This is a genomic window from Klebsiella sp. 10-1 (assembly GCF_009758445.1).
GTDB classification, from domain to species: Bacteria; Pseudomonadota; Gammaproteobacteria; order Enterobacterales; family Enterobacteriaceae; genus Klebsiella; species Klebsiella scottii.
In genome coordinates this window covers 135,223-150,373 of record NZ_WQRE01000005.1, presented here as the reverse complement: position 1 = coordinate 150,373, position 15,151 = coordinate 135,223, and the positions used below count along the sequence as shown (strand labels likewise).

The window sequence follows — 15,151 nt, the reverse complement described above, 5'->3', positions numbered from 1 at the left end:
CGCGCCGCGAGCCGGCTTCCAGGGTTTGTACGTCATTGCGGCAATTCACAGAGAAATCAGGGAAACAGCAGGCAAAATGAAAGAAACAGAGGTAAAAAGTGTGACAGGGACTACGTCACAGCGCGGCGGCGTGTATAATAGGCTCGTATGTAGTTTCTCTTTCGACCATCACATACAAAAGACTCTCATGGCTCAAGGCACGCTTTATATTGTTTCCGCCCCAAGTGGCGCGGGTAAATCCAGCCTGATTCAGGCTTTATTAAAAACCCAACCGCTGTACGACTCCCAGGTCTCTGTTTCGCATACCACGCGCGCGCCGCGTCCTGGCGAAGTGCACGGTGAACACTATTTCTTTGTTAATCACGACGATTTCAGAGCGATGATTGGCAGAGATGCATTTCTTGAGCACGCAGAAGTTTTTGGCAACTATTACGGCACCTCGCGCGAAGCCATCGAGCAGGTACTGGCAACCGGCGTTGATGTCTTCCTCGATATCGACTGGCAGGGCGCTCAGCAAATCCGTCATAAAATGCCGGGCGCGCGCAGCATTTTTGTTCTGCCGCCGTCCAAAGATGAGCTTGACCGTCGCCTGCGTGGCCGCGGCCAGGACAGCGAAGAGGTGATCGCAAAACGTATGGCGCAGGCTGTTGCAGAAATGAGCCATTACGCGGAATATGATTACCTTATTGTGAATGATGATTTTGATACCGCCCTCGGCGATCTGAAAAACATCATCCGCGCCGAACGCCTGCGCATGAGCCGCCAAAAGCAGCGACATGGCGCTTTAATCACCAAACTGTTGGCAGACTGAACCGACATTCAGTATCATGCCCAGTCCTTTCTTCATCTGTGGAGCATTTTAAGTATGGCACGCGTAACTGTTCAGGACGCTGTAGAGAAAATTGGTAACCGTTTTGACCTGGTACTGGTCGCCGCGCGTCGCGCTCGTCAGATGCAGGTTGGCGGAAAAGATCCGCTGGTAGCGGAAGAAAACGATAAAACTACCGTTATCGCACTGCGCGAAATCGAAGAAGGTCTGATCAACAACCAGATCCTCGACGTGCGCGATCGTCAGGAACAGCAAGAGCAGGAAGCCGCTGAATTACAAGCAGTTACCGCTATTGCTGAAGGTCGTCGTTAATAACGCAGTGGGTCGCCCTTGTATCTGTTTGAAAGCCTGAATCAGCTGATTCAAAACTACCTGCCGGAAGAGCAAATCAAGCGTCTTCGGCAGGCGTATCTCGTTGCACGTGACGCTCACGAGGGGCAGACACGTTCAAGCGGTGAACCCTATATCACGCACCCGGTTGCGGTAGCCTGCATTCTGGCCGAGATGAAACTCGACCACGAAACGCTGATGGCTGCCCTGCTGCATGACGTGATTGAAGATACCCCTGCCACCTACCAGGATATGGAGCAGCTCTTTGGTAAAAGCGTTGCCGAGCTGGTAGAAGGGGTATCAAAACTTGATAAGCTCAAGTTCCGCGATAAGAAAGAGGCGCAGGCCGAAAACTTTCGCAAGATGATTATGGCGATGGTGCAGGATATCCGCGTCATCCTCATCAAACTTGCCGACCGCACCCACAACATGCGCACGCTGGGCTCATTACGCCCGGATAAACGCCGCCGTATCGCCCGCGAAACGCTGGAAATCTACAGCCCGCTGGCCCACCGTTTAGGTATCCACCACATTAAAACCGAGCTCGAAGAGCTGGGCTTTGAAGCGCTGTATCCCAATCGTTATCGCGTCATTAAAGAAGTCGTTAAAGCGGCGCGCGGCAACCGTAAAGAGATGATCCAAAAGATCCTCTCCGAAATCGAAGGGCGTTTACAGGAAGCGGGGATCCCCTGTCGCGTTAGCGGTCGCGAGAAGCATTTGTACTCCATCTACTGCAAAATGGTGCTTAAAGAGCAGCGTTTTCACTCGATCATGGATATCTACGCGTTCCGCGTAATCGTGCATGATGCCGACACCTGCTACCGCGTGCTTGGCCAGATGCACAGCCTCTACAAGCCGCGTCCAGGGCGGATGAAAGACTACATCGCCATTCCGAAAGCGAACGGCTATCAATCTTTGCATACCTCGATGATCGGCCCGCACGGCGTCCCGGTTGAGGTACAGATTCGTACCGAAGACATGGACCAGATGGCGGAAATGGGGGTTGCGGCGCACTGGGCTTATAAAGAGCACGGCGGCGAGAGCAGCACCACGGCGCAGATCCGCGCCCAGCGCTGGATGCAGAGCCTGCTGGAACTGCAGCAGAGCGCGGGCAGCTCGTTTGAATTTATCGAGAGCGTCAAATCCGATCTGTTCCCGGATGAGATTTACGTTTTCACCCCGGAAGGGCGCATTGTCGAACTTCCCGCCGGCGCGACGCCGGTGGACTTTGCCTACGCGGTGCATACGGATATCGGCCATGCCTGCGTTGGCGCACGCGTTGACCGCCAGCCGTATCCGCTGTCGCAGCCGCTCTCCAGCGGCCAGACGGTAGAGATCATCACCGCACCGGGCGCGCGTCCGAACGCCGCATGGCTGAACTTTGTCGTCAGCTCGAAAGCGCGCGCGAAGATCCGCCAGCTGTTGAAAAACCTCAAGCGCGATGACTCCGTCAGCCTTGGCCGCCGGTTGCTCAACCACGCCCTCGGCGGCAGCCGTAAGCTGGCTGAAATCCCGCCAGAGAACGTTCAGCGCGAGCTTGATCGCATGAAGCTGGCGACGCTGGACGATCTGCTGGCGGAAATCGGCCTCGGCAACGCGATGAGCGTGGTGGTGGCGAAAAACCTGCAGCAGGGTGAAACCGTCACCGCACCGGCGCAAAGCGCCTCTTCAGGCCACGGCCATCTGCCGATTAAAGGCGCCGACGGCGTGCTGATTACCTTTGCCAAGTGCTGCCGCCCGATTCCCGGCGACCCGATTATCGCCCACGTCAGCCCCGGCAAAGGCCTGGTCATTCACCATGAGTCCTGTCGTAACATTCGCGGCTATCAGAAAGAGCCCGAGAAGTTTATGGCCGTCGAATGGGATAAAGAGACCGCCCAGGAATTTATCACCGAAATTAAGGTGGATATGTTTAACCACCAGGGCGCGCTGGCGAACCTCACGGCCGCGATCAATACCGCCGCTTCCAATATTCAAAGCCTGAATACGGAAGAAAAAGATGGCCGCGTCTACAGCGCCTTTATTCGCCTTACGGCGCGCGACCGCGTGCATCTGGCGAATATCATGCGCAAAATTCGCGTGATGCCGGACGTGATAAAAGTCACCCGTAACCGGAACTAGTTTTCAACACAACAGCATTCGGGTTGCATCACAAAATACTTTAGCGTTTTGCACAGCGTTTACGCTGGCCCGTAAGGGCGAGGCTCATGGATGAGCCGAGTAATCAGAAGCCAACGCCGAGGCAATTTGAAGGATGAAGTGGTTATGAATTCGCAGCGTTATGCGCGTATCTGTGAGATGCTCGCCAGGCGTCAGCCTGACCTGACGGTCTGCATGGAGCAGGTCCACAAACCTCATAACGTCTCTGCGGTGATTCGTACCGCAGATGCCGTTGGCGTGCACGAAGTGCACGCTATCTGGCCCAGCAGCCGCATGCGCACGATGGCTTCCGCCGCCGCGGGCAGCAACAGCTGGGTCCAGGTCAAAACACACCGTACCATTGGCGATGCCGTCGGCCACTTAAAGAGTCAGGGCATGCAGATCCTCGCCACCCATCTTTCTGATAAAGCCGTCGACTTTCGTGAAATCGACTACACCCGGCCCACCTGTATCCTGATGGGCCAGGAAAAAACCGGCATCACCGCGGAAGCGCTAGCGCTGGCAGACCAGGACATCATTATTCCGATGACGGGCATGGTGCAGTCGCTAAACGTCTCCGTCGCCTCCGCCTTAATTCTGTATGAAGCACAGCGCCAGCGGCAGAACGCGGGCATGTATAAACGCGAAAACAGTACGCTGCCGGAAGAAGAACAGCAGCGCCTGCTGTTTGAGGGCGGTTATCCGGTGCTGGCGAGGGTGGCAAAACAAAAAGGCCTGCCCTATCCCCACGTCAACGGCCAGGGCGAAGTTGAAGCCGACGCCGCGTGGTGGGCCACGATGCAGGCAGCGAGGTAAACCGATGCAAAGCCGTCTGCTGGATGCTGTCCCGCTCAACACGTTAACCGGCGTTGGCGCAGCGCAGAGCAGCAAGCTGGCGAAAATCGGCCTGCACACCGTGCAGGATCTTCTGCTGCATCTGCCGCTACGCTACGAAGACCGTACCCATCTTTATCAAATCGGCGAACTGCTTCCTGGCGTCTACGCCACCGTTGAAGGCGAAGTTCTCAACAGCAATATCACCTTCGGCGGCCGCCGGATGATGACCTGTCAGATAAGCGATGGCTCCGGTATTCTCACCATGCGCTTCTTCAACTTCAACGCCGCGATGAAAAACAGCCTTGCCGCCGGCCGCCGGGTGCTGGCCTACGGTGAAGCGAAGCGCGGCAAATACGGCGCGGAGATGATCCACCCGGAATACCGCGTGCAGGGCGATATGAGCACGCCCGACCTGCAGGAGACCCTTACTCCGGTCTACCCCACCACCGAAGGTATCAAACAGGCCACGCTGCGTAAGCTGACCGATCAGGCGCTGGAGCTGCTGGAGACCTGCGCTATCGCCGAGCTGCTGCCGCCCGAGCTGGCGCAGGGGATGATGAGTCTCCCGGAGGCGCTGCGCACGCTGCATCGCCCGCCGCCGTCGCTCCAGCTCAGCGAGCTGGAAACCGGTAAGCACCCGGCCCAGCAGCGCTTAATTCTGGAAGAGCTGCTGGCGCATAACCTGAGCATGCTGGCGGTTCGCGCTGGCGCCCAGCGTTTCCACGCCCTGCCGCTCAGCGCGAACGACGCTCTGAAAAACAAGCTGTTGGCTTCTCTGCCCTTTAAACCTACCGGCGCGCAGGAGCGGGTTACCGCTGAAATCGAGCGGGATATGGCGCTCGATGTACCGATGATGCGCCTGGTACAGGGCGATGTCGGCTCCGGTAAAACGCTGGTTGCCGCCTTCGCGGCGCTGCGGGCCATCGCCCACGGCAGGCAGGTGGCGCTGATGGCGCCGACGGAGCTGCTGGCGGAGCAGCATGCCGCCAACTTCCGCAGCTGGTTTGCACCGCTGGGCGTTGAGGTCGGCTGGCTGGCCGGCAAACAAAAAGGCAAAGCGCGTCAGGCGCAGCAGGATGCCATCGCCAGCGGGCAGGTGCAGATGATTGTCGGCACCCACGCTATTTTTCAGGAGCAGGTCCAGTTTAGCGGCCTGGCGCTGGTGATTATCGATGAACAGCACCGCTTCGGGGTGCATCAGCGCCTCGCGTTATGGGAAAAGGGCCAGCAGCAGGGCTTCCATCCGCATCAGCTGATCATGACCGCAACCCCCATTCCGCGCACCCTGGCGATGACCGCTTACGCCGACCTCGACACCTCGACGATCGACGAGCTGCCGCCGGGCCGTACGCCGGTCACCACGGTGGCTATCCCGGACACCCGCCGCAGCGATATTATCGACCGCGTGCGCAACGCCTGTATCCAGGAAGGGCGTCAGGCCTATTGGGTCTGTACGCTGATTGAAGAGTCGGACCTGCTGGAAGCCCAGGCGGCAGAAGCCACCTGGGAAGAGCTGAAGCTGGCGCTGCCGGAGCTGAATATCGGCCTGGTGCACGGCCGGATGAAGCCGGCGGACAAGCAGGCGGTTATGCAGGCCTTTAAGCAGGGCGAGCTGCATCTGCTTATCGCCACCACGGTTATCGAGGTCGGGGTGGACGTGCCTAACGCCAGCCTGATGATTATCGAAAACCCGGAGCGCCTGGGGCTGGCGCAGCTGCATCAGCTCAGAGGCCGCGTCGGGCGCGGCGCGGTGGCCTCCCACTGCGTGCTGCTCTATAAATCGCCGCTGTCGAAAACGGCCCAGCTGCGCCTGCAGGTCCTGCGCGATAGCAACGACGGTTTCGTCATCGCGCAAAAGGACCTCGAGATCCGCGGCCCAGGCGAGCTGCTCGGCACCCGACAGACCGGCACCGCCGAGTTTAAAGTCGCCGACTTACTGCGCGATAAGGCAATGATCCCGGACGTTCAGCGCATTGCCCGCCATATTCATCAACGTTACCCACAGCAGGCTCAGGCGCTTATCGAGCGCTGGATGCCGGAAACCGAACGCTATTCCAACGCCTGACGCGTCTGTTCCCGCAGGAGCAGACGGCGCCGCGCGCAATTTTCCTTCAGAACGAGTGAATTATGAAACGAGAACTGGCCATCGAATTTTCGCGTGTTACCGAAGCCGCCGCGCTGGCGGGCTATAAGTGGCTGGGCCGCGGTGATAAAAACACCGCCGACGGCGCCGCGGTCAACGCCATGCGTATTATGCTCAACCTGATTAATATCGACGGCACTATCGTCATCGGCGAAGGTGAAATCGATGAAGCGCCGATGCTCTATATCGGCGAAAAGGTCGGCACCGGCAGCGGCGACGCGGTGGATATCGCCGTCGACCCGATCGAGGGCACGCGGATGACGGCGATGGGCCAGGCGAACGCGCTGGCCGTCATGGCGGTTGGCGATAAGGGCTGCTTCCTGAATGCGCCGGACATGTACATGGAAAAGCTGATTGTCGGCCCGGGGGCTAAAGGGGCGATTGACCTGAATCTGCCGCTGGCTGAGAACCTGCGTAACGTGGCGAGCGCGCTGAATAAGCCGCTCAGCGAGCTGACGGTGACCGTGCTCGCCAAGCCGCGCCATGATGCGGTGATTGCCGAACTGCAGCAGCTGGGCGTTCGCGTCTTCGCCATTCCCGACGGCGACGTGGCGGCCTCTATTCTGACCTGCATGCCGGATAGCGAAGTTGACGTCCTGTACGGCATTGGCGGCGCCCCGGAAGGCGTGGTTTCCGCCGCGGTTATCCGGGCGCTGGACGGCGATATGCAGGGCCGCCTGCTGGCCCGCCACCACGTCAAGGGCGACAGCGAAGAGAACCGCCGTATCGGTGAGAACGAGCTGGCGCGCTGTAAAGAGATGGGCATTGAAGCCGGTATCGTGCTGCGCCTCGACGAGATGGCGCGCAGCGATAACGTGGTCTTTTCCGCCACCGGGATCACCAAAGGCGACCTGCTGGACGGCATCACCCGCAAGGGCAATATGGCCACCACCGAGACGCTGCTGATCCGCGGAAAATCACGCACCATCCGCCGTATCCAGTCCATTCACTATCTCGATCGTAAAGATCCGGATATCCAGCTGCATATCCTGTAAGCCCTTCGGCCTGCGGGCAGGCTGAAGCAGGCGCTAATATTTGATCAATAGAGCTTTCCGGCCCCGTTGGGCTGGAAATCTTTGTCGTCTGCAACGAAGATAGGGCAACGCTTCGCAACGGGAGAAGATCATGGCGGACTGGATTAGCGGCAAAGTAACAAAAGTAGAATACTGGACCGATGCGCTGTTTAGTTTGCACGTACGGGCCCCTGTTCATCCGTTTACCGCCGGGCAGTTTGCCAAACTGGGCCTGGATGTTGACGGCGAGCGCGTGCAGCGCGCCTACTCCTACGTTAACGCCCCGAGCAATCCCGATCTTGAATTCTACCTGGTGACGGTTCCGGAGGGCAAACTCAGCCCACGGCTGGCCGCGCTGCAGCCGGGCGATGACGTGCAGATCGTCAGCGAGGCCGCCGGTTTCTTCGTGCTCGAAGAAGTGCCGGATTGCGATACCCTGTGGATGCTGGCCACCGGCACGGCAATTGGCCCGTACCTGTCGATTCTGGAAGAAGGCAAGGACCTGGAGCGCTTTAAAAACCTGGTGCTGGTCCACGCCGCGCGCTATGCCGCCGATCTTAGCTATCTGCCGCAAATGCAGGCGCTGGAGGAACGCTATAAGGGCAAGCTGCGCATCCAGTCGGTGGTCAGTCGGGAAACCGTACCGGGCATGCTAACGGGGCGTATTCCGTTCCTGATCGAAACCGGCGCTCTGGAAGAGGCGGTTGGCCTGCCGATGAACGCTGACAATAGCCACGTGATGCTCTGCGGCAACCCGCAGATGGTGCGGGATACCCAGCAGCTGCTGAAGGAAACCCGGCAGATGAGCAAACATCTGCGCCGCCGGCCGGGCCATATGACAGCCGAACACTACTGGTGATCAGGACTCCGCCTTCCAGCGAACGTCCTGCGTCTCTTTACCAAATTTATTTTCGCCCTGGGTGCCGACGAATGCCCCCAGGTCGATCAGCATCATCACCATAATCAGCGTCGGCACAAAGCGGCCGACAACCCACTGCCAGGCCCCCGGGAGCACCGCCCAGTTCCCCGCCAGCAGCATCCACGCCAGAACCATCAGCAGCGCCCAGATACCCGACCTGCCGCGATCGTGCAGCCGTTTGATGGTCACCGCCGCCGTTGGCCAGAGCAGGCAAACCAGCATAAAGGCCGCAGTCTGTAGATTAAGCAAATTTGACCCGGCCAGGGTGAACAGCGCGCTCATGGTCAATATCCAGATAACAATCCAAATCCAGAAATCACGGCGTCCAATACGCCCTTTAATTGAGAACATCCACTGCTGTAGGGTCATGTTTTATTCCTTATCATCATCATTCGCGTAGTTTACCCTGAAGCGGTGACTTTTTGACAAGCGCGACGGTTCCCGTTTTAATCGTCAGCAGGCAAAAAAAGGAAGGACGGGTATGAAGAAGTGGGCAACCTTATGTTTGATTGGGCTGACAGCGTTATCTGTCGGCCATAAGGCGCTGTCCGCCGAGCCAGAATCATCCTCCGCGGCGCCCTATCTGCTCTCCGGCGCGCCGGTCTTTGATATCTCCATCAGCGAGTTTCGGGAAAAATTCAACGCCGATAACCCCAAACTGCAGCTCAACGAATTTCGCGCGATTGCCTCCAGCCGCGATCGGGCTAACCTGACCCGGGCGGCCAGCAAGATTAACGAAAACCTGTACGCCTCCACCGCCCTGGAGCGCGGCACGCTCAAAATCAAATCGATGCAGATTACCTGGCTGCCCGTTCAGGGGCCGGAGCAGAAAGCGGCAAAGGCGAAAGCACAGGAGTATATGAGCGCCGTTCTGCGCGTTTTCGTCCCGATATTAAGCCCGGCGCAAAGCGGGCAAAAGCTGCAAAAACTGCTCGCCGCAGGTAAAGGGAAACGCTACTTCGCCGAAACCGAAGGCGCTATCCGCTATGTGATAGCAGACAACGGCGAAAAGGGGCTTACCTTCGCTGTTGAACCGATTAAGCTAGCGCTATCTGAAACGCTGGAGAGCAATAATAAATGACAAAAAGCAAAGCCTTTCCAACGACGAAACTCTATACTGTTTGACAGACCATGCTGCCCCCAGGGGCGGCTATATTCCTTAATTCGCTTATGTAGCGTGGAGAATTAAAATGCGACATCCTTTAGTGATGGGTAACTGGAAACTGAACGGCAGCCGCCACATGGTAAACGAACTGGTGGCTAACCTGCGTACCGAGCTGGCCGGCGTGACCGGCTGTGCTGTTGCTATCGCTCCGCCGGAAATGTATATCGATCTGGCTAAGCATGCGGCAGAAGGCAGCCATATTCACCTGGGCGCGCAGAACGTTGACCTGAACCAGTCCGGCGCATTCACCGGTGAAACCTCTGCCCAGATGCTGAAAGATGTCGGCGCTGAATACATCATCATCGGCCACTCTGAGCGTCGTACTTACCACAAAGAGTCTGACGAATTTATCGCTAAGAAATTCGCCGTGCTGAAAGAGCAGGGCCTGATCCCGGTTCTGTGCATCGGTGAAACTGAAGCTGAAAACGAAGCGGGCAAAACGGAAGAAGTTTGCGCACGCCAGATCGACGCCGTGCTGAAAACTCAGGGCGCAGCGGCATTCGAAGGCGTGGTTATCGCTTACGAACCCGTATGGGCTATCGGTACCGGCAAATCCGCTACCCCGGCTCAGGCTCAGGCCGTGCACAAATTTATCCGTGACCACATTGCTAAAGTGGACGCCAAAGTGGCCGAGCAGGTCATCATTCAGTACGGCGGTTCCGTTAACGCATCTAACGCCGCAGAGCTGTTCACCCAGCCGGACATCGACGGCGCGCTGGTTGGCGGCGCATCGCTGAAAGCAGACGCTTTCGCGGTCATCGTTAAAGCAGCAGAAGCAGCGAAAAAAGCGTAATTCAATACGCCGGTAACCCGGCGAGATGAATCCGCAGCCCGGCTTAGCGTAGCGCTAGCCGGGTTTTTTTATAGTTTCCCCAGCAGCTGATACCACGCGTAATTCAACGGCAGCAGCAGCAGATAGCTGACCGCCGCCAGCGCAATGCACAGCAGTATCCCCGAACGAGCCGGAACTTTTCCCAGCGCCATCGCCACCACGATAGGCGATGCCTGATACGGCAGCAGCGGCGTCGAATAGCCCAGAACCTGAATCATGATCACGCTCAGCAGCGGAAAGCCGGTGGCGTCAGCAAAGCTCTGCGCAAAGGTGGTGTACAGCGCGGGTACGCCGTTGGCGGTCATAATAAAGTTCAGGGCGCTGGTGATCCCCGTCAGGGCGAGAAAGCTGGTAAAAGGGCTCTCTTTGTCGAGCGGCATAACGTGCAGCAAAGCGTTGCCGACCACGCCGCCAATCCCCGTTTGCGTGACGGTAATCGCCAGCCCTAAGATCCCGGCGACGTAAATGCAGGTGCTAATATTCACCCCGCTGGAGAACTCTTCCCCGCTGATAAATCCCACCCGCGGCAGCAGCGTAATCACCGCCGCCGCCAGCCCCGTCCAGGCGGGACCAATCCCGTGCCAGCTCTCACTCACCCAGAGGGTCAATACCACCGCCAGCAGCCAGGAGAGGCGCTTCTCATCCCGGCTCATCGGCGGCAGCGGCACCCGCTCCCGCGGCGGATGCGGCCTGCCGGGGAACAGCCAGCAAATCAGCGCGATCAGCGCCGCGCCTTTCAGCCAGCCCAGCACCGGCGTGTGCAGCAGCAAATACGGCAGGTAGTTGAGGTGAATACCGTACGATCCCTCCGCCGCGCCGCTCATCACTAAATTCGGCACGTTGGCGGGCAGGATCGTCGCCGATAGCTGGAAGGTGCCGAAGCCGACCGCCAGCGCCAGCCCGTACCAGGCGCGGGTTCCGTCCTCAATCCCGGCGCGCTTCGCCATCGCCGCGACGATCGGCATCAGCAGCGCGATACGCCCCATATTGGAGGGCATAACGAAGGCCAGGGCATAGCTGAACAGCACCACGCTGCCCACCATCAGCGGCCAGGAGTCCGTCAGCCTGGCCGATAGCGCCTGCGCCGTCCTGTCCGCCAGCCCGGTTTTACGGATCGCGATACCGAGGACAAAGCCGCTGAACACCAGCCAGAACGCCGATGACGCAAAGCCGCCAAAGATAACCTCCGGCGGCGCGATTTTCGCCATCATCGCCACGGCAAAAAACAGCAGCGCGGTAATAAACTCCGGCAGCAGCGAGGTCGCCCACAGCAGGATGGTAATACCGACAATCAGAGCGGGAAGGAACAGAGGGTGAGAAAGCCAGAGCGACATACCTGTCTCCTGTCGTTTTTTTCAGCAAGAATACGACGCCGGGTCAGACAGGTAAATGCCATATATGGTGGGGTCATTGCAGAATTGCGCAGCTATGGTCCTGAATCTCTTCCGCAGACGCGCGGTTCAGAGTTAGCAAATTGCGTTCCGTTGCCAGCAGCACCAGCGAACCGTCGCTCTGTTCGGCCATCGCCAGCGCGAAGCGTCCCATATGTTCACGCGCCTCGGGCACCTCTTCCGCCAGCATCAGGAAGGGGCTGCGCTGGGCAAGTTCCGCTTCGGTCACCCTGCGCGCCAGATATTCATGACCGAGCAAACCGCCCGGCAGCGGCAGCCAGCGGCTGCTAATCGTGGAGGCCTCGCGGTCCAGCTGGGCACGAACGTCCTGGCGCAGGCAGGAAATATGAATATGGAGGTGGTTCTGCGTGCGGCCGCTGCGGGAGTTAATCGTCAGCGCAACCGCGTTATCGGGTACCGGCGAACCGTGTCGTTCGCTCATAATTTCCCGCCCTTGCCAGGCCTGCCAGAAGAAGTTTGCCGTCAACGGGTTGAGCAGGAGCGGGCTCTCGGTGCCGTTAATCCGGTACGTCGGCATCAGCAAATACTGCAGCGGCCCGTTGCGGTCTTTAAACAGGACATAGCCGCCTTTCAGATTTACCTCGGCGCAGGGGGCCGGGTTTTTCTGCTGCTGCTGATTGACCACGCACTGCTGCAAAACAATGCGTCGCAACGCATCCGGGTTACCGGAGTGCAGCCAGTACCAGCCGCCTGCCGCCGCCGCAACCACCACCAGCAGTCCCAATAAAAGGTATCGTACTCTTCGCATTATGTTTTCCTGTCTCAGCCAGAAACGGAAGAGTAGCGTAATTTGATGACCAAATGAAAACGCCCGGTCATTTAACCGGGCGTTGAGGGGGAGAGATTAACGCTGACTAATTTGGTCGAAGGTGCCGCCGTTAGAGAAGTGCTCCTTCTGAGCTTTGGTCCAGCCGCCGAACTCCTGGTCGATAGTAAACAGCTTCAGCTTCGGGAACTCGCTGGCATATTTGCTGGCAACGGCCGGATCGCGTGGGCGATAGTAGTTCTTCGCCGCAATCTCCTGACCTTCCGGGGAGTAGAGATACTTCAGGTAGGCTTCTGCCACCTGGCGAGTCCCTTTTTTATCGACCACTTTATCCACCACCGAAACGGTCGGCTCGGCCAGAATCGATTCGCTCGGGGTGACGATTTCAAACTTGTCTTTACCCAGCTCGTTTGCCGCCAGCAGGGCTTCGTTTTCCCAGGCAATCAGCACATCACCAATCCCACGTTCGACGAAGGTATTCGTTGAGCCACGGGCGCCGGAATCCAGCACTTCGACGTTTTTAAACAGCGCCTTCACGAACTCCTGGGCTTTCGCCTGGTCGCCGTGATTCTGGTGCAGGGCGTAACCCCAGGCTGCCAGATAGTTCCAGCGCGCGCCGCCGGAGCTTTTCGGGTTCGGCGTAATGACCGACACGCCCGGTTTAATCAGGTCGTTCCAGTCATGAATCTGCTTCGGGTTGCCCTTGCGCACGAGGAACACGATGGTTGAAGTATAAGGAGCAGAGTTATCCGGCAGGCGTTTCAGCCAGTTTTTATCAATGCGGCCGCGCTCGGCAATCGCATCGACGTCATAGGCCAGCGCCAGGGTGACGACATCGGCTTCAATGCCGTTAATGACCGAAGTTGCCTGCTTACCGGAACCGCCGTGAGACTGACGAATCACCACGTTGTCGCCGGTTTCCTGCTTCCAGTGCGCGCTGAACGCTTTGTTGTACTGTTCGTACAGCTCGCGCGTCGGATCGTAAGATACGTTTAATAGCTGAATGTCTTTTGCCAGAACGCTGGCGGATGCCAGCAACAGAGTTAACCCCACGCCCCACTTATTCATCGCACCGCTCTCTATATGTCGTGTTGTGATGGGTTAAGCGTGCCAGAAAGCGAAACAATGATTAAAGAATAAAAAAAGATTGGCTATAACTTGAGGGAATATACGAAAGAGTAAAGCTGACCCCCTCCCGAGTGGGAGAGGGTGAGGACGAGAGGGTTACACTTCTTCCATGCGGCCCAGCAGCGCCTGCAGACGGTCCTGCCAGCCCTGCTGTTGCTCTCTCAGCTGGCCGTTTTCACGCTCCAGCTCTTCACGACTGTGCTGAGCGCCCTGAACTTCCTGCGCCAGCGTGTTGTTCTTTTCTTTCAGCTCTTCGATTTCCATCTGCAACAGCGTGATGGTATCAATCGCCTGCTGTACTTTTGACTCTAATTTCTCAAACACTTCTAATGACATCGTCATACCTCTCCTGAACTTGCAAGGCGTTGATAGAAACCGTCCGTTTCGTATACGCGTTGACGCCTTAACGAAAATAAGCGCACTACAGTGGTCATGCTGTCGATTGTATGAATCCCCGCCTTCCCTGTCCAGCGACAACCCGCGCAGATTGCGGTTGGCAACACTTTTCAGCCTTTACCTGGCTCATTCGGCGCCTGTCCCCGGAACTTCTCCGGCAATTGTTAATCATTGGGTTAGCGGAACGCGTCCGTAAACGCTCTTTAATGTGCTACAACACGCGTTTATGGCGCGAAAACGCTCATTTTATTGACCTGGCACACACATTTCGAGTTCGATATTTCTCGTTTTTGTTCGTTAACGATAAATTAACACTATGCCTACATGGCAGCGTGGTCGACGACGACCTTCATACTTACAATAATCACCACTTTGTTTCAGGATTCGATTATGAGCCAAACATCAACACTAAAAGGCCAGTGCATCGCAGAGTTCCTCGGTACCGGGTTGTTGATCTTTTTCGGCGTTGGGTGCGTCGCTGCGCTCAAGGTCGCGGGAGCCAGCTTCGGTCAATGGGAAATCAGCATCATCTGGGGTCTGGGGGTCGCGATGGCGATTTACCTGACCGCAGGCGTTTCCGGTGCTCACCTTAACCCGGCGGTTACCATCTCGCTGTGGCTGTTCGCCTGCTTTGACGGACGTAAAGTTGTTCCTTTTATCGTTGCGCAATTCGCTGGCGCCTTTTGCGCTGCGGCATTAGTTTACGGGCTTTATTACAATCTTTTCCTCGATTTCGAACACTCCCATAATATGGTGCGCGGTAGCGTAGAGAGCCTTGAACTGGCGGGCATCTTCTCGACTTATCCGAACCCGCATATCAATTTTGTGCAGGCCTTCGCGGTAGAGATGGTGATTACCGCTATCCTGATGGGCGTGATTCTGGCGTTAACCGATGACGGTAACGGCGTGCCTCGCGGCCCGCTGGCTCCGCTGCTGATCGGCCTGCTTATCGCCGTGATCGGCGCATCGATGGGCCCGCTGACCGGCTTCGCCATGAACCCGGCTCGCGACCTCGGACCAAAAACCTTCGCCTGGCTTGCCGGCTGGGGCGACGTCGCCTTCACCGGCGGCAAAGATATTCCCTATTTCCTGGTGCCGCTGTGCGCACCGGTGGTCGGTGCCGCTCTGGGTGCGTTCAGCTACCGCAAGCTGATTGGCCGCCACCTGCCCTGCGACATCTGCGAAGTTGAGGAGCAGGACACAACCTCCGCCTCTACGACGCAACACAAAGCTTCGCTGTAA

The 15,151-nt window shown here is 57.8% G+C and carries 15 protein-coding genes; 10 read left to right on the top strand and 5 right to left on the bottom strand.

Annotated elements, in window-relative coordinates; all coding sequences use genetic code 11:
• Positions 1-187: 187 nt before the first annotated feature.
• The 7 genes from gmk (at position 188) to fpr (ending at position 8,150) form a co-directional block, all read left to right on the top strand.
• Entirely contained in the window at positions 188-811 is a 624-nt protein-coding gene (gene gmk, locus GO007_RS18840) for a guanylate kinase (RefSeq protein ID WP_095102619.1), read from the top strand.
• A 54-nt stretch (positions 812-865) separates the two neighbouring features.
• Positions 866-1,141 carry a DNA-directed RNA polymerase subunit omega gene (rpoZ, locus tag GO007_RS18835; protein WP_006817787.1) on the top strand — a complete coding sequence of 92 codons (276 nt, stop codon included), beginning with the start codon at positions 866-868 and terminating at the stop codon, positions 1,139-1,141.
• Between the two features lie 18 nt (positions 1,142-1,159).
• Positions 1,160-3,280, top strand: coding sequence for a bifunctional GTP diphosphokinase/guanosine-3',5'-bis pyrophosphate 3'-pyrophosphohydrolase (gene spoT, locus GO007_RS18830; protein ID WP_095102616.1), 2,121 nt, complete (start codon positions 1,160-1,162; stop codon positions 3,278-3,280).
• A 144-nt stretch (positions 3,281-3,424) separates the two neighbouring features.
• Positions 3,425-4,114, top strand: coding sequence for a tRNA (guanosine(18)-2'-O)-methyltransferase TrmH (gene trmH / locus GO007_RS18825; RefSeq protein WP_095102614.1), 690 nt, complete (start codon positions 3,425-3,427; stop codon positions 4,112-4,114).
• A gap of 4 nt (positions 4,115-4,118) precedes the next feature.
• On the top strand, positions 4,119-6,200 hold the full coding sequence (gene recG / locus GO007_RS18820; RefSeq protein WP_095102612.1) for an ATP-dependent DNA helicase RecG: 2,082 nt from the start codon (positions 4,119-4,121) through the stop codon (positions 6,198-6,200).
• Between the two features lie 62 nt (positions 6,201-6,262).
• Complete coding sequence (gene glpX, locus GO007_RS18815) at positions 6,263-7,273, top strand: class II fructose-bisphosphatase (protein WP_095102610.1); 1,011 nt, start codon at positions 6,263-6,265, stop codon at positions 7,271-7,273.
• Positions 7,274-7,403: 130 nt separating this feature from the next.
• Positions 7,404-8,150, top strand: a complete 747-nt coding sequence (gene fpr, locus GO007_RS18810) for a ferredoxin--NADP(+) reductase (RefSeq protein WP_095102608.1) — start codon at positions 7,404-7,406, stop codon at positions 8,148-8,150.
• On the opposite strand, the gene GO007_RS18805 is transcribed toward fpr, so the two are convergent.
• Entirely contained in the window at positions 8,151-8,579 is a 429-nt protein-coding gene (locus GO007_RS18805) for a DUF805 domain-containing protein (RefSeq protein ID WP_095102606.1), read from the bottom strand.
• 112 nt (positions 8,580-8,691) lie between these two features.
• On the opposite strand from GO007_RS18805, the gene GO007_RS18800 reads away from it, so the two are divergent.
• Together GO007_RS18800 and tpiA are read left to right on the top strand one after the other, a co-directional pair.
• Positions 8,692-9,291 (top strand): DUF1454 family protein, encoded by a 600-nt coding sequence (locus GO007_RS18800; protein ID WP_095102603.1) that lies wholly within the window; start codon positions 8,692-8,694, stop codon positions 9,289-9,291.
• A 109-nt stretch (positions 9,292-9,400) separates the two neighbouring features.
• Positions 9,401-10,168, top strand: coding sequence for a triose-phosphate isomerase (tpiA, locus tag GO007_RS18795; protein WP_095102601.1), 768 nt, complete (start codon positions 9,401-9,403; stop codon positions 10,166-10,168).
• A gap of 68 nt (positions 10,169-10,236) precedes the next feature.
• Here the strand turns inward: tpiA and GO007_RS18790 are convergent, their stop codons facing one another.
• The 4 genes from GO007_RS18790 to zapB all read right to left on the bottom strand — a co-directional run bounded on the left by GO007_RS18790 (position 10,237) and on the right by zapB (position 13,855).
• Positions 10,237-11,541 (bottom strand): SLC13 family permease, encoded by a 1,305-nt coding sequence (locus GO007_RS18790; RefSeq protein ID WP_095102599.1) that lies wholly within the window; start codon positions 11,539-11,541, stop codon positions 10,237-10,239.
• A gap of 73 nt (positions 11,542-11,614) precedes the next feature.
• A complete protein-coding gene (locus GO007_RS18785) occupies positions 11,615-12,367 on the bottom strand; it encodes a CDP-diacylglycerol diphosphatase (protein ID WP_095102597.1) in 753 nt (250 codons plus the stop codon).
• A gap of 96 nt (positions 12,368-12,463) precedes the next feature.
• Positions 12,464-13,453, bottom strand: a complete 990-nt coding sequence (locus GO007_RS18780) for a sulfate ABC transporter substrate-binding protein (protein ID WP_045853817.1) — start codon at positions 13,451-13,453, stop codon at positions 12,464-12,466.
• A 156-nt stretch (positions 13,454-13,609) separates the two neighbouring features.
• On the bottom strand, positions 13,610-13,855 hold the full coding sequence (zapB, locus tag GO007_RS18775; RefSeq protein ID WP_095102595.1) for a septal ring assembly protein ZapB: 246 nt from the start codon (positions 13,853-13,855) through the stop codon (positions 13,610-13,612).
• Positions 13,856-14,299: 444 nt separating this feature from the next.
• Between zapB and GO007_RS18770 the strand changes: the two genes are divergently transcribed.
• Positions 14,300-15,151: an MIP/aquaporin family protein gene (locus tag GO007_RS18770; RefSeq protein WP_095102592.1), complete on the top strand. Its 852-nt coding sequence runs from the start codon at positions 14,300-14,302 to the stop codon at positions 15,149-15,151.

Coding starts and splice junctions, on each gene's coding strand:
- fpr (WP_095102608.1), top strand. CDS start 7,404: ATGGCGGACTGGATTAGCGGCAAAGTAACAAAAGTAGAATACTGGACC.
- tpiA (WP_095102601.1), top strand. CDS start 9,401: ATGCGACATCCTTTAGTGATGGGTAACTGGAAACTGAACGGCAGCCGC.
- GO007_RS18790 (WP_095102599.1), bottom strand. CDS start 11,541: ATGTCGCTCTGGCTTTCTCACCCTCTGTTCCTTCCCGCTCTGATTGTC.
- GO007_RS18785 (WP_095102597.1), bottom strand. CDS start 12,367: ATGCGAAGAGTACGATACCTTTTATTGGGACTGCTGGTGGTGGTTGCG.
- GO007_RS18770 (WP_095102592.1), top strand. CDS start 14,300: ATGAGCCAAACATCAACACTAAAAGGCCAGTGCATCGCAGAGTTCCTC.
- recG (WP_095102612.1), top strand. CDS start 4,119: ATGCAAAGCCGTCTGCTGGATGCTGTCCCGCTCAACACGTTAACCGGC.
- GO007_RS18800 (WP_095102603.1), top strand. CDS start 8,692: ATGAAGAAGTGGGCAACCTTATGTTTGATTGGGCTGACAGCGTTATCT.
- trmH (WP_095102614.1), top strand. CDS start 3,425: ATGAATTCGCAGCGTTATGCGCGTATCTGTGAGATGCTCGCCAGGCGT.
- zapB (WP_095102595.1), bottom strand. CDS start 13,855: ATGACGATGTCATTAGAAGTGTTTGAGAAATTAGAGTCAAAAGTACAG.
- rpoZ (WP_006817787.1), top strand. CDS start 866: ATGGCACGCGTAACTGTTCAGGACGCTGTAGAGAAAATTGGTAACCGT.
- GO007_RS18780 (WP_045853817.1), bottom strand. CDS start 13,453: ATGAATAAGTGGGGCGTGGGGTTAACTCTGTTGCTGGCATCCGCCAGC.
- glpX (WP_095102610.1), top strand. CDS start 6,263: ATGAAACGAGAACTGGCCATCGAATTTTCGCGTGTTACCGAAGCCGCC.
- GO007_RS18805 (WP_095102606.1), bottom strand. CDS start 8,579: ATGACCCTACAGCAGTGGATGTTCTCAATTAAAGGGCGTATTGGACGC.
- gmk (WP_095102619.1), top strand. CDS start 188: ATGGCTCAAGGCACGCTTTATATTGTTTCCGCCCCAAGTGGCGCGGGT.